Here is a 20,812-nt window from a genome sequence, read left to right as displayed (position 1 = left end):
ATATACATTCAGACGCCAACGTAAACGATTTGTTCACGTTGGCGTTATTTTTTTGGTTCTAAGTCAAATGTTGGGGTAGAGACAATACGCCTCTGAGGCTGTTGAAAAACCTAAATGTTGTTTTTATAGAAGTGTAGGGGGTGTCATGGCTACGCTTGCCACGGGCGTCGCCTCAGCTATCGCGCTTCGCGCGAGGATCTTCGGCTAACAGAAAAGGAAGTTCGACATTCATTATGAATCATAATGATGTCGAACCAACCTGCTTACGCAGGCCGCCGTAGGCGTCTCCGCCATGACACCCCTTCTCATTTTGCACAATTTGAGAGACTGCCACACACCTCTGCTCCTTTGTTTATCCTACTCGACTTGTATGCTCTTTTAATTGGTGATGTAATAACACCTTTAAACGCAGCCGGTCATAGCGGCGAAAACCAAACGCATTGCGCTTAATGACCTTCGTCTGGTTGTTCAGCCCTTCAATCGGACCATTAGTGTGACCAAAAATAAAGCTGTTGAGAATTTCTGGTTGCCAATTCTTCAACGTTTTTACGGCTTTTTTCATCTCTTTCAGCGCTGAAGTTTCCACAGCTTGATAAAAAGCTTGTAGGCCGGCGAACACGTCAGTACCCTCAGTCTTGCCCGTCCGATGCTTGTCAAACCATGCTTGGAACTGGTTTTTCAGCCCATAGACTTCCCGAAGTTCCTCGGATAACTCCAGGTAGCGATTCAAGTACCACGTTTGCTTCTCGCTTAGCTTTTCCGGACGCTTATGAAAGACATGGCGCATCTGCTTGCACTTCTTTCGATCATACTCGTGAAACGTTTTTTGTACGCGACGCCGCACTTGGTCTAGCGCCCAATAAATATAGCGACAGAAATGAAAACGATCGGCAATGATGATCGGACGACCCAAGGCTTGATTCACCGCGGATTTGAAGGAGGGGCTCATATCCATCACAACCATCTTGACACCCCCACCTTTTTCCTGAAGATAGCGCTTAAGGGTCTTGGCTTTTCGATCCGGCAGAATATCCAGAGGCACACCGGTCGCTCCATTGGCAATCAGGACTTGAAAACGTTCGCCATTCGTGTCACCTTTGTACTCATCAATGGCAATCACTTCTGGCAACGCCACTACTTCTTCCAGCATCCGTGGAGCGAGCTGATCAAAACGTCGCATTGCCGTTGTTGGAGAGGTGAACAGCTGTTTTGCGGTGTCTTTAAAGTTCTTACCTTGTATGACGCGTAACCCTAAAGCTTGGATATACTCCACACTGTGGCGCTGATAGCGCTCCACCACTGGGCACGCTTCCGGAATCCGCTTGCCACAGGCACACACATACCGCCGTTTCCGGTACCACAGCAACGTATTGCGCTCAAAAAGTTTCAAATGTTGGATTTTCTGCAGTCGGTAATCATGAAGCTTGTTCGTCTTCTCCCCGCACGCTGGGCAACGATGTTTCTTGCGTTCCATTTCCACGTGCAAGTGGCACGTGTCTTCGATAATTTGAGCGTCGGTGACCGTCATCGTTTCCAGTCCCGGGAATGATGTGATAAAATGCATGGATACGCAGCTCCTTGTCTATGACTTGTTTCGGCAAATTCAAGTATAGAGGACAAAGGAGCCTGCGTATTTTATTTTGCCTCAGTTGTTTTTCCACCCCAACATTTAGTGTAGAGCCATTTTTTTATAGATTGAACCAAAATAAAAACGACTCTCGAGGAGTCGTTTGTGCAATCGTCATTATTTCGCAGCTGCGTTAAGTTTACGTTCCATTTGGGACTTCTTACGGGCAGCTTTGTTTTTATGAATAAGCCCTTTGTTCGCCGCTTTGTCTACCTTTTGTTCAGCAAGCAGGAACACTGCTTTCGCGCCTTCTACATCGTTGGATTCGATTTTTTTATCGAATTCCTTGATCGTTGTACGCATCGCAGATTTGAAAGCTTGATTCTTCACACGCTTTTGCTCGTTAACAAGAATACGTTTTTTCGCTGATTTAATGTTTGCCAAGTCGTTCACCTCCCCAAGTTGCTCTAAAACTTTCTCAGAAAACTTGGGTTCATTTAGAAGTCCAAGTTCTTCATGTTTGACCGTTCATTGATTCCTCAATGCATGACAGATGAATTGTACCAAATACTTACCGGCGTTGCAAGAGCGAATAAATCAATGAGAGAGGGAGATGATACAACTACTTTCGAAAAAAGAGAGGGAATTAGGATGAAAGATGACCGTATGTTCATTCCGCGCAGTGATTTGGCGGTAGAAGATGAAAACATTTTACCCGAGCGACACCGAAGTGGCATTCACGTAGAAGAACGTGAAGAAGATGAGATTACGATTACGTTTGTTGAAATTGATGAAAAAGCTGCGGAGTCTACTGGAAAAAAAGCAGGCCGATATTTAACACTTGAAGCGCTTGGGTTAAGGCAAAAAGACACAGCGATGCAATCAAAACTCATCCACTTGTTAAGTAAAGAATTAAAATCATTTTTAGCGAATCACGGAATTAAAAAAGACAGTACGTGTTTAATTGTTGGACTTGGCAATCGCGATGTCACACCTGACGCCCTCGGTCCAAAAACGGTTGAGCAGCTTGTCATTACGAGGCATTTGTTTGAGTTAGGTCATCAATCAACCGATGACGGCTTTCGCTCTGTATCCGCGCTAACCCCAGGTGTAATGGGGATTACCGGCATTGAAACGTCAGAAATCATCTTTGGTACCGTTGAAAAAACAAAACCTGATTTTGTTATAGCGATCGATGCACTTGCCGCCCGGTCGATTGAACGAGTGAACGCTACGGTGCAAATTTCTGACACAGGAATTCACCCAGGCTCTGGTGTTCAGAATGCACGCAAGGAAATCAATGAACAAACCCTCAACGTGCCGGTGTTCGCGATTGGCATTCCGACTGTCGTAGACGCTGTGTCAATTACGAGTGATACGATCGACTTTTTGTTTAAACATTTTGGGAGAGAGATGAACGACCGTGACAAACCGGCGCAATCATTAGTCCCATCAGGCATGACCTTTGGGGAAAGAAAGAAACTGACCGATGAGGATAACCTTGAGGATGATGATAAACAAAAGTATTTTGGCATCATTGGCTCGTTATCAGAAGAAGAGAAACGCCAGCTCATACAGGAAGTGCTAAATCCCCTCGGCCACAATTTAATGGTTACCCCTAAAGAGGTAGATACGTTCATGGATGATATGTCCAATGTTTTAGCAGAGGGGATTAACATTGCGTTGCACGAGGCGATTACAGAAGAAGCGAGCGGTCATTATACACATTAACGAATCTATCATATATGAAAGTTTTAGTTCTAGGCTTCTCTACTCCTCATAGAATAGAAACGTGAGGGGGGAGAAGCCTTGCACGTTAAACAACGAAACCCACAAGTTGTAACGATGTCAAAAAATCAAATCCAGTCAGGATTCATTGCGATCGTGTCAATGATTGTCATTACGTTTGTCATCGTTGCCATGCTCACAACTGCAGGGAACTTTAACCGGTTTTCGTCAACAGCTGTCCATGAATGGACATCCCAAATGCAAAGTGATCTATTTTTACATCTTATGGGTTCTGAAAATCGCTATTATTTAGAAGCAAATCCCGAGATCGCGGATTTGAATGTAGCTTCAGTAGCGCTAGAACTCACAACACAATTGAACTTAGAAGATCCACGGACTTTTTTAGGCCGAGAAATTCCTGGTTTTTCGGCATTTGACGATCGTCTTGTCGTGGCAGGAGAAGGAACAGACTTAACGACAATGTCTATTGAGTCTTCACCTCCACCAGATGCTTTTACGACAACGGATGAAGAAGAGAGCGCTCCAGCAGAAGATGACAGTGAAGAGAGAAATCTTATGGATGAAGAAGCGATTGTGCATATCGTGCATACCCACAATCGAGAAGCGTTTCATCCTTATAGTGATGGTCAAGATTATGATACAGAAGACAATATTGTTGAAGTTGGCAAGCATCTTGGAGAGCAATTCCAAGAACACGGGATACCCGTCGAAGTAAACGAAGACGATATTCATGGCAGCCTCCTTGATCAAGGTTTACATTTTAGTCGATCCTATGACTTATCAAGAGATGTGCTTGTTGAAGCGATTGAGCGAAATGAAAACTTAGAATTTTTTCTAGATATTCATCGAGACTCTCAACCTCGTGACATTACAACCGCAACGGTTAATGGAGAGCCGATGGCTCGCTTGTTCTTTGTTGTTGGTACAGACCATCCAGAATATGAACGAAATCTTAATCTAGCAACAGAAATGCATTATCGTATTGAAGAAGAATACCCAGGCTTAAGTCGTGGGGTTTTAGAACGCGGAGGGTCTGGTGTAGATGGTGTGTATAATCAAGATTTATCGCCAAACGCGATGCTCATAGAATTTGGTGGCATTCAGAACAACTTTGAGGAATTAAATCGAAGTGCTGAAGCAGTAGGGGACATTATTGCTGACTACATTTATGAACAGGTGGAAGGAGAAGTGGAACAATGATGAAGATGAAGCGAGGGTTTCTTTCAATCTTTGCAGCACTAACACTCTTTTTATCTGGTATCCTTACTGGCCATTATTATGCGTACTATCAATGGGGAGAGATATATCATGAAGAACGAGATGTATCTGAAGAAGTGATGGTTGAAAGAAACGCAAGCTCTGAAGACACGAAAGATTTGATGGAACGGCAAGAGCAGTTGCGTGAGCAAGAATCAGGTAATTTTTTCTCGGATTTAGGAAAAACGCTTGGCGGATCTCCCCGCTAAGCGTTTCTTTTCTTAGGAATCACCGTTTAAGAATTGCTGTTAAGCTAGGGTATTGCTATAATGTAGGGTAGTTTTCATCGCGGGAACGAAAGCGTTTGTTGCTTGTTCCTGAATCAGGAGTGATTGTATGAATAATAATGAGCGCAAGACTCGCCAAGAAAGAATTCGGAACTTCTCTATCATTGCCCATATTGACCATGGGAAATCGACGTTAGCAGACCGAATACTAGAACAGACAAAAACCGTATCAGAACGGGAAATGCAAGATCAGCTCCTCGATGCTATGGATTTGGAGCGCGAACGAGGCATTACGATTAAATTAAATTCTGTGCAACTGAAATACGTCGCCAAAGACGGAGAAGAATACATTTTCCATCTTATTGATACCCCAGGGCATGTGGACTTCTCTTATGAAGTGTCACGAAGTTTAGCCGCATGTGAAGGGGCACTTCTTGTTGTTGATGCTTCCCAAGGAATTGAAGCGCAAACACTAGCGAACGTGTATCTAGCTCTTGATAACGATCTAGAAATCTTGCCGGTCATTAATAAAGTCGACTTGCCAAGTGCGGAGCCAGAACGTGTGAAACAAGAAATTGAAGATGTGATCGGGTTAGAAGCTGATGAAGCGGTGCACGCTTCCGGTAAAAGCGGGATCGGCATTACAGATATTCTTGAACAAGTGGTTGAGAAAGTACCTGCACCTTCAGGCGATCCAAACGGCCCTTTAAAGGCGTTAATCTTTGATTCGCTTTATGATTCTTATCGCGGCGTTATCGCTTACATAAGGATTGCTGAAGGAACGGTCAAAAAAGGCGATAAGATTCGCATGATGGCAACGGGTAAAGAGTTTGAAGTGACAGAGATTGGGGTTATGACCCCTAAACCAGTAGCTACAGATGAATTGACAGTAGGGGACGTTGGTTTCCTTACCGCATCCATTAAAAATGTCGGGGATTCAAGGGTAGGGGATACGATTACCCACGTCCATGAGCCAGCTCCTGAACCATTACCTGGTTATAAGCGGATGAACCCGATGGTTTATTGTGGGTTATACCCAATTGATGCGAGTGATTATAATGCGTTAAGGGATGCACTTGAACGTCTTGAGTTAAATGATAGTGCGTTGCAATACGAAGCGGAGACTTCACAAGCACTAGGGTTTGGTTTTCGTTGTGGATTCTTAGGGCTTTTGCATATGGAGATTGTGCAAGAGCGCATTGAGCGTGAGTACAACATTAACTTAATTACAACAGCGCCAAGTGTTATTTACCACGTGCATCAATTGGACGGTTCAATGGTGAAAATTGATAACCCGTCAAACATGCCAGACCAACAATCAATTGATTATGTGGAAGAGCCATATGTGAAAAGTACCGTCATGGTTCCGAATGATTACGTCGGTGCGGTTATGGATTTGTGCCAAAGGAAACGCGGCAATTTCATTGATATGACGTACATGGATGAAAATCGTGTAAATCTCGTTTATGAGCTCCCACTCACCGAGATTGTCTATGACTTTTTTGATCAATTGAAATCGAACACGAAAGGATATGCTTCTTTTGACTACGAGATGATTGGCTATCGCGAGTCTAAGCTTGTCAAAATGGATATTCTTTTAAACGGTGAGAAAGTCGATGCTTTGTCGATTATTGTTCATCGAGATATGGCGTATGAACGTGGAAAGATTATTGTAGATAAGCTAAAAGAATTGATTCCTAGACAACAATTCGAAGTGCCTGTGCAAGCAGGGATTGGAAATAAGGTTATTGCCCGTTCAACGATTAAAGCTCTTCGAAAAAATGTACTATCCAAATGTTATGGTGGGGACATTACGAGAAAAAGAAAGCTTCTTGAAAAACAAAAAGAAGGAAAACGTCGTATGAAGAACGTCGGTAACGTTGAAGTACCTCAAGAGGCTTTCATGAGTGTGCTGAAGATGGACGACCAAAAATAACAAAAAGGACGTGCTCGTTTGAAACAAGGATTGTACGTACACATCCCTTTTTGTAAACAGATCTGTCACTACTGCGATTTCAATAAAGTCCTTCTCGAAGGCCAACCCGTCGATGCGTATATTCGTGCACTGTCTACGGAAGGCAAATGGCGTGTGGAAAATGGAAGGTATCATGCCGATACGTTTTATGTTGGTGGTGGAACACCCACTGCCCTGAACAGTGAGCAATTGCAGCAGTTGTTCCTCGGTCTAAAGAAAGTGGGCGTCTATTGGGATGAAATGAGCGAAGTGACTGTGGAAGTGAACCCTGATGGGGTGACAGATGAGCAATTACGCGTATTGAAAGAAGCAGGAGTGAATCGCTTGAGCATCGGAGTGCAAACTTTCGATGCTGAGCTTTTGCAACAAATTGGGAGAACGCACGGAGCGGAAGATGTGGAGCGATTGATTCATCGGGTCCGAGATCAAGGGTTTAACAACGTCTCGATAGACTTGATGTATGCACTGCCTGCTCAAACGGATGAACAGTGGAAAGCGACGGTTGAAAAAGCCATTTCCTTAGATCCGGATCATATTTCCGCTTATGGGCTAAAAATTGAGCCAAAAACACAATTTCATAATTGGAAAAAAGCCGGAAAGCTAACGCCGGTGGATGAAGACGAAGAAGCGGATATGTATGAGTGGCTCATTAAGCGTTTAGCAGATGCAGGTTTCCTCCAATATGAGATTAGTAATTTTTCCAAGCCGAACAAAGAAAGTCGGCACAACTTGCTCTATTGGGAAAACGAACCGTATCTTGCTTTGGGCGCCGGTTCACACGGCTATATGGACGGCAGTCGGTACAGCAACATCGGGCCGATCCCTCACTATTTGAAGTCTATTGAAGAGAAGAAGCTGCCTACAAGAAAATCTGAAGCGCTCTCGATGACTGAGCAAATGGAAGAAGAAATGTTTTTAGGATTACGATTAAATCGAGGGGTTCGAGCCGATCGTTTTCGTGAAAAGTACGGCATTGACATGGCAGAACTGTACAGAAACGTCTTACCTGCACTCGTTGATGACGGTCTTGTTGAATGGCGCGACAATCATTTGCGGTTAACGGAACGAGGGCAGCTTCTCGGCAATGAGGTGTTTGAAAAGTTTTTGCTTCCTAAAGACACGCATCTCATTCGTTGACAAAGACAGAGCCATTTGATAAATTTGGAGTAGATTTAGCACTCGAACTGATTGAGTGCTAACAGAGGTGATGGACACATGTTAAGTCGTCGTCAGTTATTCATTCTGCAAGCCATCGTCGATGACTACGTCCAAAGTGCTGAGCCCGTCGGTTCAAGAAGTATATCAAAACGACCTGATGTGACGTTTAGCGCAGCTACGATTCGAAATGAGATGGCTGACTTGGAAGAGATGGGATTTTTAATTAAGCCGCATAGTTCTGCAGGCAGAATTCCGTCTCATCAAGGATACCGACTCTATGTTGACCAGCTATTATATGCCAATGAACCTCAAAGTCAACGACTTGATTTTGTGCAACATTTTTTTGACCAGAAAGTTTCTGAAGTCGAAGCGGTCATGAGAAAAACCGCTGCAATTCTCTCGGAGATGACGAATTACGTTTCCGTCGTTCTCGGGCCTGCGATATCAAACACGAAGTTAAAGCAAATTCAAATTATCCCGCTTTCTTCATCGCAAGCGGTTGCGATTTTAGTGACCGATTCTGGTCATGTCGAAAATCGAACGTTTGATATTCCAGAGAACATGAGTGCAACGGATCTGGAGAAATTTGTGAACATCTTAAATGAACAGTTGTCCAATAGTCCACTTGGTCAATGGGAAAGTCTAATGACTGTTGAAATTGAAAGGATTTTGGATAAACACGTTCATCATTATAAAGAGATGTTTCAGTTTTTGCACCGTGCATTTAAGCCAGGGAACGATGAACAGATCTTCTACAACGGCTTAATGAACTTGCTCGTTCAACCTGAATTTAAAGATGTTGATCGCGTGAGAGCCATGTTGCAATGGTTGGAAGATAGCGGTGAAGTATATTCATTTTTGTCTTCTGCGAATACGAGTGGTCTTACCGTAAAGATTGGTGAGGAGAACCACTTGAAATTATTTGATGATATTAGCATGATAACAGCCACGTATGCGATCGATGGAAAGTCTGTAGGTTCTATCGGGCTTATCGGCCCGACACGTATGGAATATGAGCGAGCCATTCGGATTATCAAACAAATGGCCGACGGGTTGTCAGCATCCTTGACGAAACTGTATCGGCATGATGGATAGGCGTATGCTCCGAGTGATTTCATGTGGCTTGGAGGTGTCAATGTATGACAGAACAAGATAAGAAAACAAACGAAGAAACAGAACCAACTGCAGAAGAGGTTGAAATTATTGAGCCTGACACAGAGGAATCGGTTCCGGATGAAGAAGTTGAGCAAAGTGAAGAAGACCGTCTTCAAAACGAGCTAAATGAGCTTAAACAAAAAGTGTTAAGGCAACAGGCGGATTATGATAACTTTCGCAAACGCACGCGTATGGAAAAAGAGTCCGATGCAAAGTATCGCTCGCAAAAGCTTATCGAGTCGTTGCTTCCAGCGATGGACAATTTCAAGCGTGCTTTAGATCATGCACCACAATCAGAAGAGGCAGAGAGCATCCATAAAGGAATGACAATGGTGTATGAGCAGCTGCAAGAATCGCTGCGCTCTGAAGGTCTTACCGAGATTAAGACTGAAGGAGAGCCATTTGACCCGAATTTCCATCAAGCAGTTATGCAAGTGGAAGAAGAAGGGTTTGAAAGCAACCAAGTTGTGGAAGAACTGCAAAAGGGATATCAACTTAAAGATCGTGTGATCCGCCCAGCAATGGTGAAGGTTAACGCGTAACGAATAGAAACAAATGGTTTGAGTTTAGAACGGAATCAAGGAGGATATAGCAATGAGTAAAGTAATCGGTATTGACTTAGGAACAACAAATTCTTGCGTAGCGGTAATGGAAGGTGGCGAGGCAGTCGTCATCCCAAACCCAGAAGGCAATCGTACAACACCATCGGTTGTTGCCTTTAAAGATGGTGAGCGTCAAGTAGGTGAGGTCGCAAAGCGCCAAGCGATCACGAATCCGAATACGATTCTTTCAATCAAACGACATATGGGAACAGACCATAAAGTTGAAGCAGAAGGAAAAGATTACTCACCACAAGAAATTTCAGCGATTATTCTCCAAAAGCTTAAGTCTGACGCAGAAGCTTACCTTGGAGAAACGGTTTCAAAAGCTGTTATTACCGTACCGGCGTATTTCAATGATTCACAACGTCAAGCAACAAAAGACGCAGGAAAGATTGCTGGACTTGAAGTCGAGCGAATCGTGAATGAGCCGACAGCGGCAGCGCTCGCTTATGGACTCGAAAAAGATGAAGATCAAACGATCCTCGTTTATGACCTCGGTGGAGGTACGTTTGACGTATCCATCCTTGAACTTGGCGATGGCTTTTTCGAAGTGAAATCAACTTCTGGTGATAACGAACTAGGTGGGGATGACTTCGATGAAGTGATTATTGACCACATGGTTGATGAGTTCAAAAAAGAGAACGGCATTGACTTAAAACAAGACAAAATGGCGATGCAACGCCTTAAAGATACAGCTGAAAAGGCGAAGAAAGATCTTTCAGGTGTGACACAAACACAACTATCACTTCCGTTTATTACAGCTGACGCTTCAGGACCGAAACACCTTGAAATGAACCTTACACGAGCGAAATTCGACGAACTTTCTTCTCATCTCGTTGAAAGAACGATGGAACCGACGCGTCGAGCGATTCAAGATTCAGGAGTTTCTGCATCTGAAATTGATAAAATTATTCTTGTAGGGGGTTCAACACGAATTCCTGCTGTTCAAGAGGGCATCAAACAACTTACGGGTAAAGATCCACATAAAGGCGTAAACCCTGATGAAGTCGTAGCACTAGGTGCTGCTGTGCAAGCAGGTGTTCTCGCTGGAGATGTGAAAGATGTCGTCTTGCTAGACGTGACACCACTTTCACTAGGGATCGAAACGATGGGTGGCGTATTTACACGCTTGATCGAGCGAAACACAACGATTCCTACGAGCCAGTCGCAAGTGTTCTCGACAGCTGCTGACAACCAGCCATCTGTAGACATCCATGTGTTACAGGGAGAGCGTGAAATGGCAGCGGATAACAAAACGCTTGGACGTTTCCAGTTAAACGATATTCCAGCAGCACCTCGTGGCGTTCCACAAATCGAAGTAAGCTTTGATATTGACGCGAATGGGATTGTCAATGTACGTGCCAAAGACAAAGGAACAAACAAAGAACAGTCCATTACCATTACTTCTTCTTCTGGTTTATCAGATGATGAGATTGAAGACATGGTAAAACAAGCAGAAGAAAATGCGGAAGCGGACAAACACAAGAAAGAAGAAGCTGAACTTCGCAATGAAGCAGACAGCCTCGTCTTTAACGTAGACAAAACGATTAAAGATTTAGGTGAAAATGTAGAAGCTGCAGACAAAGAAAATGCTGAAACAGCTAAAGCGAAGCTTCAAGAGGCGTTGCAAGGAACTGACCTTGAAGTGATCCGCACGGCGAAAGACGAGCTCCAAGAAATCGTTCATGCACTTTCTCAGAAAATGTATGAGCAAATGGCTCAAAACGCTGAGCAAGAAGGCGCTGCTGAAAACCAAGAGCAATCCGGTCAAGAAGAAGACGTCGTTGATGCTGACTTTGAAGAAGTGAAAGACGACGAAGAGAAAAAAGACGACAACAAACAATAGATAATCATTTCAAGAGATAAAGTCAAAGTCAGTTTCTCTAGGCTTTGACTTTTTTCTTGATGGTTGTTGCTGTCATCTTTAAACCAATGTAAGATGAGTGCCATGTAGTTACTAACGGGAGTGATTTGGACAATGAGTAAGCGCGACTTCTATGAAGTGCTCGGCGTCAGTGAGGGTGCATCTGCTGATGAGATAAAAAAAGCTTACCGTAAGCTTGCAAGAAAATATCATCCAGATGTCAATAAAGAAGATGATGCGGAAGAGAAGTTTAAAGAAGTAAAAGAAGCGTATGACACCTTAAGCGATTCTCAAAAGAAAGCCCACTATGATCAATTTGGGCATACCGATCCGAATCAAGGCTTCGGCGGCGGTGCTGGAGATTTTGGTGGCAGCGGTTTTGGGGATATTTTTGACATGTTCTTCGGGGGCGGGGGCAGACGAGATCCAAATGCACCTCGACAAGGAGCAGACCTTCAGTATACAATGACGTTGGAATTTAAAGAGGCTGTTTTTGGCAAAGAGGAAGAGATTGAAATTCCGCGGGAAGAATCTTGCCAAACGTGTTCAGGGTCAGGCGCAAAGCCAGGCACATCGCCTGAAACGTGCGGGAGGTGTGGCGGCAGCGGTCAACTAAATGTTGAACAAAACACGCCGTTTGGCCGTGTCGTAAATCGTAGAATTTGTGATCGTTGTGAAGGATCAGGCCAAACGATCAAAGATAAATGCAATACGTGCGGAGGCGACGGTCGCGTTGAAAAACGCAAAAAAGTAAAAGTACGCGTGCCTGCGGGTATTGATCATGGTCAACAAATGCGACAAGCTGGCCAAGGCGAAGCAGGTGTGAATGGCGGCCCTCCTGGAGACTTATACATTGTAATCAATGTGAAGCCGCATGAGTTTTTTGAACGTGATGGAGATCATGTAAGGTGTGAAATGCCACTCACCTTTACACAGGCAGCGCTTGGTGATGAGATTGAAGTTCCTGCTTTAAGTGGGAAAGTGAAGATTAAAGTACCTGCAGGTACACAGACGGGCAAACAATTTCGACTAAAAGGTAAAGGTGCACCAAATGTCCACGGACGTGGTACGGGTGATCAGTTAATCACGGTTCGAGTGATTACACCTAAGAAATTGTCCGATAAACAAAAGTCATTACTAAAGGAATTTGCCGATGAAAGTGGAGAAACTGTTGATGAGCATAGCGACAGCTTCTTCGATAAAGTGAAACGGGCATTTCGCGGAGATTAACACGAATGATGATGAAAGCTGGTTTCCTCTAGAGGAAACCAGCTTTATCGATGAGGAGGTTTCGATTAATGGAATGGACAGAATGTCGCTTACATACATCCCATGAAGCACATGAACAAGTCGCTGACCTGTTAAATGAACAGGGTGCGAATGGGATCGTTATCGAAGACAGTCGCGATCGTCAATACGAGCCTGAGTGGGGCAGTGATATTATCGGTAAGCCTTCGGTTGATCATTTGCCGACGTCTGGCGTCGTGTTGAAAGCATATTTTCCTATTGACGAGCGTTTGAATGAAACGATGAACGCCATTACAAGTGCACTTGAGCAATTGGAAAGAGAAAGTAGTTTGCCAGTAAAAGGGATAAACATCGAACAACAGACGATCCGTGAAGAAGATTGGTCAGAGGCATGGAAGACATATTATAAACCGATTGATGTGAGCAACACGCTTCGCATCGTCCCTTCGTGGGAGCCTGTCAGTGCAACGGATCACGAGAAAACGATCATCGAATTGGACCCAGGCATGGCATTTGGAACGGGCACACACGAAACGACGCTTTTATGCTTACGGGCGCTGGAGACGTTAATTCAACCTGGAGACCGCGTCATTGATGTCGGTACAGGTTCGGGTATATTAAGCATTGCAGCGGTGAAACTAGGTGCTCGTCACGTACAAGCATTTGACTTGGACCCGGTCGCGGTGAAGGTGGCCAAAGAAAACATCGAGCGTAATCAAACAGCTGAATCTACTGAAGTGACAGAACGAGACTTGCTCGCTGAAACAGCCTCAACAGAAAAAGCAGATGTAGTTGTGGCCAATCTGTTAAGTGACATCGTGATCCGCATGGTTCCATCGGTGCAAAATCACTTGAAACAAAACGGACATTTGCTCGTTTCGGGCATCATCTCATCAAAGAAAGCAGAAGTTATACATGTGCTCTCGCTGCACGGGTTCACCGTCATAGACGTTCATGAAATGAAGGATTGGGTCGCGATTCACGCACAACGAATGAGTGAGGTGTAGGGGGTTGCAACGATATTTCATCCAAAATGAAGACGTAGAAGGGGACCGAGTCGTTCTCCAAGGCGAACAAGCTCACCACATTGAACGGGTGATGAGAATGAGTGCAGGCGATGAGTTCATATGTGTAGATGAAAATGAAAAAGCAGGAAAGTTTACCATTACATCTGTACAAGCACAGAAGGTGACGGCACAGTTTTCAGAAACGATCGAAACATGCGCGGAACTACCCGTTCATGTTACAATCGCGCAAGCAGACATTAAAGGTGATCGGTTTGAATGGATGCTGCAAAAAGCAACGGAGTTAGGTGCTTTTGGGTTTATTGGTTTTGGAGGAAAGCATTCCGTCGTAAAATGGGACGAGAAGAAGCAAGACATGAAGCTCGGCCGCTACAAAAAGATCGTTCAAGAAGCTGCAGAGCAATCGGAAAGGCTGCGACTGCCAGCAGTTCAACACGTTGCTTCTGCAAAGGAATTATTATTAATAGCGGACCGTTATGATGTGGTGTGGGTCGTCTCGGAACAGTCGGGTCGAGGGACGAATCATCATGCGTTATACGAACAATTAGAAGCGCTTCATCTGCCTGTTTCTGTGCTCGCGATTTTTGGACCTGAAGGGGGCTTTAGTGAAAGTGAATTCCAGCTGTTTCAAGATGCAGGGCTTGCGTCTATAAGCTTAGGTCCCAGAATACTTAGGGCAGAAACGGCATCTACTGCTCTTCTTAGCATGCTCGGTTATGAATACGAAATTAAGAGGTGAAGACCGATGGCAAGCGTTGCTTTCCATACGTTAGGTTGCAAGGTCAACCACTATGAAACAGAGGCCATTTGGCAATTATTTAAAGAGGCGGGTTACACGCAGACCGCAGATGAGAACCCTGCTGATGTGTATGTTATTAATACGTGTACAGTAACAAACACAGGAGATAAAAAAAGTCGGCAAGTGATTCGCCGTTCAATCCGTAACAACCCCGATGCCGTCATTTGTGTGACGGGATGTTATGCACAAACATCTTCAGCGGAAATTATGGATATTCCGGGTGTTGATATCGTCGTTGGTACTCAAGATCGTAAAAAGATGATCGGCTACATTGAAGAATTTAAACAAACAAGAGAGCCAAAAAATGCGGTCGGTAACATTATGAAAACCCGTACGTACGAAGAGTTGGACGTTCCGGCGTTTCGTGATCGCACACGGGCAAGCTTAAAGATTCAAGAAGGATGCAACAATTTCTGTACATTTTGCATCATTCCTTGGGCAAAAGGACTGCTTCGTTCAAGAGAACCTGAACAAGTTCTTCAACAAGCAAAGCAACTCGTTGAGGCCGGCTATAAAGAAATCGTACTCACTGGAATCCACACAGCAGGATACGGTGAGGATTTTAAAGACTACAACTTTGCTAAGCTTCTACAACAACTTGAAGAAGTTGAAGGCATTAAACGACTAAGAATTTCATCGATTGAAGCGAGTCAAATTACTGATGAAGTCATTCAGGTTGTAAAAAACTCGAATAAAATTGTGAATCACTTTCACATTCCTTTACAAGCAGGTTCAGACACGGTTTTAAAACGAATGAGAAGAAAGTATACAACGCAATTTTATAAAGAGCGTGTGGCGAAGTTGAAGCAAATCTTCCCCGACTTGGCGATTACAACCGATGTGATTGTCGGGTTCCCTGGAGAGACAGAAGAAGAGTTTCAAGAGACGTACGCATTTATCCAAGAGATGAGCTATTCCGAACTGCACGTGTTCCCGTATTCTAAGCGTACAGGTACACCAGCAGCGAGAAGAGACGATCAAGTGGATGACAACGTAAAGCAGGCACGTGTGCAAAAACTCATTGCTCTGTCTGAGCAACTGGCAAAGCAGTACGTGTCATCATTTGAAAACGAAGTGGTCGAAGTGATTCCTGAGGAAGAAGCGAAAGGCGATTCGGGGATGTTTGTTGGATATACGAGCAATTACTTAAAAGTAAGAGTTCCAGCGACAAAAGAAATGGTCGGGCAAATTGTCAAAGCGAAAATCACTCGAGCAGGGTATCCTGAGAGTGAGGCAGAGTTTGTTCGCGTCATCGACCACGACGCAAAACAATTTGTGTAGTTAACGAGGGAAAGACGAAGGGGGGATGTTTCCCAATTCGTCTTTCTTTATTTTTCCCCAGTTACTCGTTCGACGAGTGAAGCAAAAGGATGGATGAAAGGTAAGAGTAACAGCGAGCATATGACGTTAAATAGCACAGAAGCATGAGCGACTTGAGTAGCGGGATCTGTTGTGAGTTGCATGACGAAGTAGGCAAATAGCGAAACAAATGGTAAAAAAAGTAACGCACCACCAAGATTTAGAAACACATTCGCCATAGCGGTTTGCATCGCACCTCGACCTGCTCCGAATGCGGCAAGAACAGCCGTAAGGCAAGTGCCGACATTGGCCCCCATCATAATACTAATGACAGCTTCGAGGCTGAGCACTTGATTGGCATACAACTGAATGCCAATCGCAATGGCAGCCGTACTGGATTGGATAATCGATGCGAGTACGGTTCCGCCGAGCATTGACACAAGGTTAGACATGTTGTGTTCGATCAGTGTGCTTGCAAACCCATGACTTGCAAAGGCTTCTCCCCACTCACCCATACCGTCCATGGCAAGAAACATACAACCAATCCCACAGAAAGTCATCCCAAATAAAAATAACGAGCGCTTTCTCGTGAGCAAGGCAACAACCCCGAGAACGAGCGTAACCATGCCGAGTGTTTCACCAGAGAAAACGAGAAGTTCAAGGGTGATGGTCGTCCCGACATTGCTTCCCAATATGATGGCAATTGTTTGTCGAAAAGGAATGACACGAGCGGCTACGAGGCTGACAGCAAGAACCATGACAGCGGTACTGCTCTGGAGAACAGCGGTAACTGCAAATCCGACAAAGAGTCCGGCTAATGGGTGGCTCGTACTTCTTTCAATTAACGATTTTACACGCGCAGGGGTTGCCTGCTCTAAACCAAGACGAATAATCGCAATTCCAAATAAAAAAATAAATATATAAACAACGATCATCATAAATGAATACTCCATAGCCCGTCCCCCAATGCTTATAGTTATGGCATGCCGAGGAGATTTATGAAGCGAGTTTGTGGAAATTCAAAGATTGGTGTTGCAAAACAGACGAATTTCCATTACAATTTACTAAAATGACATCATATTGTACAAGTGAATGTCATGATTGTGAGCGGTACTGCGGAGGGAGGGATTCAAATGGCTGAAACACGTATAAGAAAGAATGAGTCGCTCGATTCAGCATTGCGTCGTTTTAAGAAGAATGTTTCTAAAGACGGTACACTTGCTGAGGTCCGCAAGCGTAAACATTATGAAAAGCCAAGCGTTAAAAAGAAGAAAAAATCAGAAGCTGCGCGTAAGCGTAAGTTCTAATATTGGCTGAAATGAATCAACCCCTGGTGCAGATTTGCATCGGGGGTTTTGCATTTTTTGAAACCTTTGGGTCGACGCACACGTAATACTAGGCAGAAGGTGTGGATTACTTGTGTTCTAGCTTATATATTGTGTACACTAAATTATAGCGGTTACAATACGAGTAAGTTCGCAAATAAATGATCATCATGAAGGGGAGGGAGCAGATGGGAAAAAGAAGTCGTGTAATTCTTTTCCTCTTACTTCTCATCACGGGTATGGTATTGCCATTTCAGTCTGTGGCTGATAGCAATCAGTCCGTGCATGTGATCCCGGTTGAGCAAACCGTAGAACGTGGTTTAGAAGCTTTCTTGGATCGGGCGATCACGGACGCAGTTGAAGACGGTGCAGACCACATTCTATTAGAAATGGATACACCAGGCGGGGCAGTGAATGCCGCGACAAACATCGTGAATAAGATTCAAGCAACCGATGTTCCGATCTCTACATTCGTAAAGAATGAAGACCATGGAGCCATTTCTGCAGGTGCATACATTGCTCTTTATACGGACAACATCTTTATGCAACCCGGCGCACAAATCGGAAATGCAAGTGTCATTGATGGTGCGGGAAATGCTGCTGACCAGAAAGTCGCTGAAAACTGGGCGACGGAAATGAGAACAGCTGCAGCGAGCAGTGAACATGACCGGCCTCCAGACATTGCTGGACAGATGGTAAACCCTGACAATCCGATATCTATAAATGCAAACGAAGCGTTAAAGAACAATTATGCTGAAGGCATTGAAGAAGACCGAGAAGGCGTGCTAGCCGCTCTTGATTTAGCGGACGCAGAAGTCGTTGAGCAAGACCAAGCTTTAGCAGAAACGATGACACGCTGGATTACACATCCAGCCATGATCTCGATTCTTCTTGCTGTAGGTGCAGTTGGACTTATTACTGAATTCTTTACACCTGGTTTTGGCATTGCAGGAATTGTTGGATTATCATCACTTGGTTTGTTTTTCTTTGGGCATTTGTTTGCTGGATTTGCAGGTTGGGAGAGTTTAATCCTATTAATTATAGGAATTATCCTGATTGTTGTCGAAATCGTATTTACAGGCTTCGGATTGTTTGGTTTACTAGGGGTTGGGTCTATTATCGGCAGTATCTATCTTGCCTCTTTTGATACTTCACAAATCTTTCTTTCGATTTTGCTCGCTGTTGGAGCGGCAGGTGTCGCAGCATTCGTTATGTTCAAGTATTTTGGACGTATCGGCTTAATGAAGCGTCTTGTGCTCCAAGATGAGGTTTCAAGCGAAGAAGGAACACAGAGAAAAGCGGATAAAGAACGTTTGTTAAATGAAACAGGCGTGGCTCTTACACCGTTAAGACCTGCAGGTATTGGTGAAATAAATGATACCCAAGTGGATGTTGTGAGTGAAGGTAGTTTCATTGAGAAAGGTAAGTCGATTCAAGTTGTTCGTACAGACGGTGCGAGTATTGTCGTTAGAGAGATCAAATAAGCACGTAATTCTATTAAAGGGGGACTACGAAAATGGACATTATTAGTACAGGGCCGCTTTTGGTCATTGTCGTGATTGCCATTGCAATCATCTTGCTTTCTGTTCTATTCACATTTGTACCTGTTCGACTTTGGATTGCTGCAATCGCAGCGAATGTTAAAGTCGGCATCTTTCAACTTGTCGGGATGCGTTTACGTAACGTTGTTCCAAAACGTGTCATTAACCCGCTAATCAAAGCGAAAAAAGCGGGTCTTGATATTACAACAAACATGTTGGAAGGTCACTACCTAGCAGGTGGTAACGTCGACCGGGTTGTCAATGCGTTGATTGCTGCGCATCGTGCGAACATTGACTTATCATTTGAGCGTGCTGCAGCGATTGATCTTGCTGGCCGTGATGTGTTGGAAGCTGTACAAATGAGTGTAAATCCGAAAGTCATTGAAACACCATTTATTGCGGGTGTAGCGATGGACGGTATCGAAATTAAAGCGAAGTCAAGAATTACAGTACGAGCGAACATTGATCGCCTCGTCGGTGGTGCGGGTGAAGATACAGTCATTGCCCGTGTCGGTGAAGGGATCGTTTCCACGATTGGTTCTAACAATGATCATAAGAAAGTTCTAGAGAATCCAGATATGATTTCACAAACCGTTCTAACAAAAGGTCTTGATTCAGGAACTGCCTTTGAAATTCTATCCATTGATATTGCCGATATTGATATCGGGAAGAACATTGGTGCTGAGCTCCAGACTGACCAAGCAGAAGCAGATAAGAATATTGCACAAGCTAAAGCAGAAGAGCGTCGTGCGATGGCTGTTGCCAAAGAACAAGAAATGAAAGCTCGTGTTGAAGAAATGCGTGCGAAAGTTGTTGAAGCTGAGGCGGAAGTACCGATGGCCATGGCAGAAGCATTTAGAGCGGGTAACTTAGGTGTTATGGATTACGTGAACTTCCAAAACGTGCAAGCGGATACGGATATGAGAGAGAGTATCGGCAAAGCTTCGAAAGATGATGAAGACGAAGATCCGCACCGTAATCGAGGATAGTTTTTTGAATGGAAGAAAGGGGGACTGATGAATGGAGATTATTGGAATTATTATTCTCATGATGATCATTTCGAGCATTATGAACTTGTTTACCAATTCCAAAAAGACAAATGAACGCTCCAAACCAGGGACAGGTCCTCGTCCACAAGAAACTCAGCAGTCAGAACGTACGGAAACCTCGACACGTGAAAGTCAGGAAAGCCCATTTGGTGATCTTGGTAAGCAACTGGAGGAAATGTTTGGCGGTGGGTCAGAAGAGCAACAAGAGCGACCAACGAGCCGCCAGCCACGTGCGGACTCGACACTCAGTCAACCCGAGCAACAAGAGACGTCGTCTCCAGATTCGACTGTTGTGAGTAAAGAAATGCAGGAATTTGAAAAGCGTCGTGAAGAAGCGAGAAATCGTAAGAAACAAGCTGAACAGGAGCTCCAAGCAAAAACAAAGGAGTTACAAGCGAAGCAAAAACGCATCGCTACTCGTGTTGATGAAGGGGAGCTTGTCTCCTTCAAAAACATCTCCAGAAAAGATATCGTTCAAGGGATGGTTTGGTCAGAAATATTAACCGAACCTCGAGGCACTAAACCTCATCGAACGAATCCGCGAACACCTAAGCGTTATATGTCATAAGATAAAGCATCCTCCTTTGAGGGTGCTTTTTTTTTGGTCGGTTCTAAAACGTAATCGTAGTGATGATCGGACGTATTAGGACATACGTATAGTTGAGGAGGGAATGTTTGTGGCGTCCATATCAAGAAAGCTGAGAAAGCTTATGACTAAAAGCATGCAAATTCCTGCTGATGTGACCCTTGGTCTCAGTAGGGTAACGATGATCGGGCACGTCCATGTATATATCGAAAACCACCGAGGCATTCTTTCTTTCTCCTCTGACAATGTGCAACTTCGTTTAAGTGACGGGGAGCTTCTTGTTACAGGCAAAGAGATGATTATAAAAGCGATTTTGCCAGATGAATTAATTCTAGAAGGTCAAATTGATCAAGTGGCTCACATTCATAAAAAAGGAGAGAAGTAAT

General features: G+C 44.2%; 20 protein-coding genes. 17 read left to right on the top strand and 3 right to left on the bottom strand.

Annotated features, from left to right (window positions below; translation table 11 throughout):
* Positions 1–352: 352 nt before the first annotated feature.
* Positions 353–1,564 carry an ISL3 family transposase gene (locus ACE1TF_RS18050; protein ID WP_375018864.1) on the bottom strand — a complete coding sequence of 404 codons (1,212 nt, stop codon included), beginning with the start codon at positions 1,562–1,564 and terminating at the stop codon, positions 353–355.
* 180 nt (positions 1,565–1,744) lie between these two features.
* Positions 1,745–2,011, bottom strand: a complete 267-nt coding sequence (gene rpsT / locus ACE1TF_RS18045) for a 30S ribosomal protein S20 (protein ID WP_042401058.1) — start codon at positions 2,009–2,011, stop codon at positions 1,745–1,747.
* A 207-nt stretch (positions 2,012–2,218) separates the two neighbouring features.
* On the opposite strand from rpsT, the gene gpr reads away from it, so the two are divergent.
* The 12 genes from gpr to mtaB all read left to right on the top strand — a co-directional run bounded on the left by gpr (position 2,219) and on the right by mtaB (position 15,907).
* The gene (gene gpr, locus ACE1TF_RS18040) at positions 2,219–3,298 is read left to right on the top strand and encodes a GPR endopeptidase (RefSeq protein WP_375018862.1); all 1,080 of its coding nucleotides are present in this window, start codon (positions 2,219–2,221) and stop codon (positions 3,296–3,298) included.
* A gap of 78 nt (positions 3,299–3,376) precedes the next feature.
* Entirely contained in the window at positions 3,377–4,516 is a 1,140-nt protein-coding gene (spoIIP, locus tag ACE1TF_RS18035; RefSeq protein WP_375018861.1) for a stage II sporulation protein P, read from the top strand.
* Positions 4,513–4,782, top strand: coding sequence for a hypothetical protein (locus ACE1TF_RS18030; protein WP_042401061.1), 270 nt, complete (start codon positions 4,513–4,515; stop codon positions 4,780–4,782). The genes spoIIP and ACE1TF_RS18030 overlap by 4 nt, the downstream gene beginning before the upstream one ends.
* Positions 4,783–4,909: 127 nt before the next feature.
* On the top strand, positions 4,910–6,736 hold the full coding sequence (gene lepA, locus ACE1TF_RS18025) for a translation elongation factor 4 (RefSeq protein WP_375018859.1): 1,827 nt from the start codon (positions 4,910–4,912) through the stop codon (positions 6,734–6,736).
* 18 nt (positions 6,737–6,754) lie between these two features.
* A complete protein-coding gene (gene hemW / locus ACE1TF_RS18020) occupies positions 6,755–7,912 on the top strand; it encodes a radical SAM family heme chaperone HemW (RefSeq protein WP_375018857.1) in 1,158 nt (385 codons plus the stop codon).
* A 78-nt stretch (positions 7,913–7,990) separates the two neighbouring features.
* Entirely contained in the window at positions 7,991–9,028 is a 1,038-nt protein-coding gene (hrcA, locus tag ACE1TF_RS18015; RefSeq protein WP_042401064.1) for a heat-inducible transcriptional repressor HrcA, read from the top strand.
* 44 nt (positions 9,029–9,072) lie between these two features.
* A complete protein-coding gene (grpE, locus tag ACE1TF_RS18010; RefSeq protein WP_042401066.1) occupies positions 9,073–9,630 on the top strand; it encodes a nucleotide exchange factor GrpE in 558 nt (185 codons plus the stop codon).
* A 52-nt stretch (positions 9,631–9,682) separates the two neighbouring features.
* Positions 9,683–11,536: a molecular chaperone DnaK gene (gene dnaK / locus ACE1TF_RS18005; protein ID WP_375018854.1), complete on the top strand. Its 1,854-nt coding sequence runs from the start codon at positions 9,683–9,685 to the stop codon at positions 11,534–11,536.
* A 132-nt stretch (positions 11,537–11,668) separates the two neighbouring features.
* Positions 11,669–12,784 (top strand): molecular chaperone DnaJ, encoded by a 1,116-nt coding sequence (dnaJ, locus tag ACE1TF_RS18000; protein WP_375018852.1) that lies wholly within the window; start codon positions 11,669–11,671, stop codon positions 12,782–12,784.
* A gap of 68 nt (positions 12,785–12,852) precedes the next feature.
* Positions 12,853–13,809 carry a 50S ribosomal protein L11 methyltransferase gene (gene prmA, locus ACE1TF_RS17995; protein ID WP_375018850.1) on the top strand — a complete coding sequence of 319 codons (957 nt, stop codon included), beginning with the start codon at positions 12,853–12,855 and terminating at the stop codon, positions 13,807–13,809.
* Between the two features lie 4 nt (positions 13,810–13,813).
* Positions 13,814–14,566 (top strand): RsmE family RNA methyltransferase, encoded by a 753-nt coding sequence (locus ACE1TF_RS17990; protein ID WP_375018848.1) that lies wholly within the window; start codon positions 13,814–13,816, stop codon positions 14,564–14,566.
* 6 nt (positions 14,567–14,572) lie between these two features.
* Positions 14,573–15,907 carry a tRNA (N(6)-L-threonylcarbamoyladenosine(37)-C(2))-methylthiotransferase MtaB gene (mtaB, locus tag ACE1TF_RS17985; protein WP_375018846.1) on the top strand — a complete coding sequence of 445 codons (1,335 nt, stop codon included), beginning with the start codon at positions 14,573–14,575 and terminating at the stop codon, positions 15,905–15,907.
* A gap of 47 nt (positions 15,908–15,954) precedes the next feature.
* Here mtaB and ACE1TF_RS17980 read toward each other — a convergent pair whose 3' ends face one another.
* Entirely contained in the window at positions 15,955–16,878 is a 924-nt protein-coding gene (locus ACE1TF_RS17980; RefSeq protein WP_375018844.1) for a Na/Pi symporter, read from the bottom strand.
* 180 nt (positions 16,879–17,058) lie between these two features.
* Here ACE1TF_RS17980 and rpsU point away from each other — a divergent pair, with 180 nt between their 5' ends.
* The 5 genes from rpsU to yqfC all read left to right on the top strand — a co-directional run bounded on the left by rpsU (position 17,059) and on the right by yqfC (position 20,811).
* The gene (gene rpsU, locus ACE1TF_RS17975; protein ID WP_042401074.1) at positions 17,059–17,232 is read left to right on the top strand and encodes a 30S ribosomal protein S21; all 174 of its coding nucleotides are present in this window, start codon (positions 17,059–17,061) and stop codon (positions 17,230–17,232) included.
* A gap of 206 nt (positions 17,233–17,438) precedes the next feature.
* Positions 17,439–18,734 (top strand): NfeD family protein, encoded by a 1,296-nt coding sequence (locus ACE1TF_RS17970; protein ID WP_042401077.1) that lies wholly within the window; start codon positions 17,439–17,441, stop codon positions 18,732–18,734.
* Between the two features lie 32 nt (positions 18,735–18,766).
* The gene (floA, locus tag ACE1TF_RS17965) at positions 18,767–19,780 is read left to right on the top strand and encodes a flotillin-like protein FloA (protein ID WP_375018842.1); all 1,014 of its coding nucleotides are present in this window, start codon (positions 18,767–18,769) and stop codon (positions 19,778–19,780) included.
* Between the two features lie 31 nt (positions 19,781–19,811).
* Positions 19,812–20,408 carry a hypothetical protein gene (locus tag ACE1TF_RS17960; protein ID WP_375018840.1) on the top strand — a complete coding sequence of 199 codons (597 nt, stop codon included), beginning with the start codon at positions 19,812–19,814 and terminating at the stop codon, positions 20,406–20,408.
* A 109-nt stretch (positions 20,409–20,517) separates the two neighbouring features.
* A complete protein-coding gene (gene yqfC, locus ACE1TF_RS17955; RefSeq protein ID WP_375018838.1) occupies positions 20,518–20,811 on the top strand; it encodes a sporulation protein YqfC in 294 nt (97 codons plus the stop codon).
* Position 20,812 lies beyond the last annotated feature (1 nt).

It is taken from the genome of Geomicrobium sp. JSM 1781026, assembly GCF_041949955.1.
Classification (GTDB): Bacteria; Bacillota; Bacilli; order Bacillales; family Marinococcaceae; genus Geomicrobium_A.
The sequence above is the reverse complement of the archived record's forward strand: the minus strand, read 5'-3'. Positions and strand labels throughout refer to the sequence as shown.

Coding starts and splice junctions, on each gene's coding strand:
- ACE1TF_RS17970 (WP_042401077.1), top strand. CDS start 17,439: ATGGGAAAAAGAAGTCGTGTAATTCTTTTCCTCTTACTTCTCATCACG.
- lepA (WP_375018859.1), top strand. CDS start 4,910: ATGAATAATAATGAGCGCAAGACTCGCCAAGAAAGAATTCGGAACTTC.
- floA (WP_375018842.1), top strand. CDS start 18,767: ATGGACATTATTAGTACAGGGCCGCTTTTGGTCATTGTCGTGATTGCC.
- ACE1TF_RS17960 (WP_375018840.1), top strand. CDS start 19,812: ATGGAGATTATTGGAATTATTATTCTCATGATGATCATTTCGAGCATT.
- grpE (WP_042401066.1), top strand. CDS start 9,073: ATGACAGAACAAGATAAGAAAACAAACGAAGAAACAGAACCAACTGCA.
- gpr (WP_375018862.1), top strand. CDS start 2,219: ATGAAAGATGACCGTATGTTCATTCCGCGCAGTGATTTGGCGGTAGAA.
- dnaK (WP_375018854.1), top strand. CDS start 9,683: ATGAGTAAAGTAATCGGTATTGACTTAGGAACAACAAATTCTTGCGTA.
- prmA (WP_375018850.1), top strand. CDS start 12,853: ATGGAATGGACAGAATGTCGCTTACATACATCCCATGAAGCACATGAA.
- mtaB (WP_375018846.1), top strand. CDS start 14,573: ATGGCAAGCGTTGCTTTCCATACGTTAGGTTGCAAGGTCAACCACTAT.
- hrcA (WP_042401064.1), top strand. CDS start 7,991: ATGTTAAGTCGTCGTCAGTTATTCATTCTGCAAGCCATCGTCGATGAC.
- rpsU (WP_042401074.1), top strand. CDS start 17,059: ATGGCTGAAACACGTATAAGAAAGAATGAGTCGCTCGATTCAGCATTG.
- ACE1TF_RS18030 (WP_042401061.1), top strand. CDS start 4,513: ATGATGAAGATGAAGCGAGGGTTTCTTTCAATCTTTGCAGCACTAACA.
- ACE1TF_RS17980 (WP_375018844.1), bottom strand. CDS start 16,878: ATGGAGTATTCATTTATGATGATCGTTGTTTATATATTTATTTTTTTA.
- ACE1TF_RS18050 (WP_375018864.1), bottom strand. CDS start 1,564: ATGCATTTTATCACATCATTCCCGGGACTGGAAACGATGACGGTCACC.
- dnaJ (WP_375018852.1), top strand. CDS start 11,669: ATGAGTAAGCGCGACTTCTATGAAGTGCTCGGCGTCAGTGAGGGTGCA.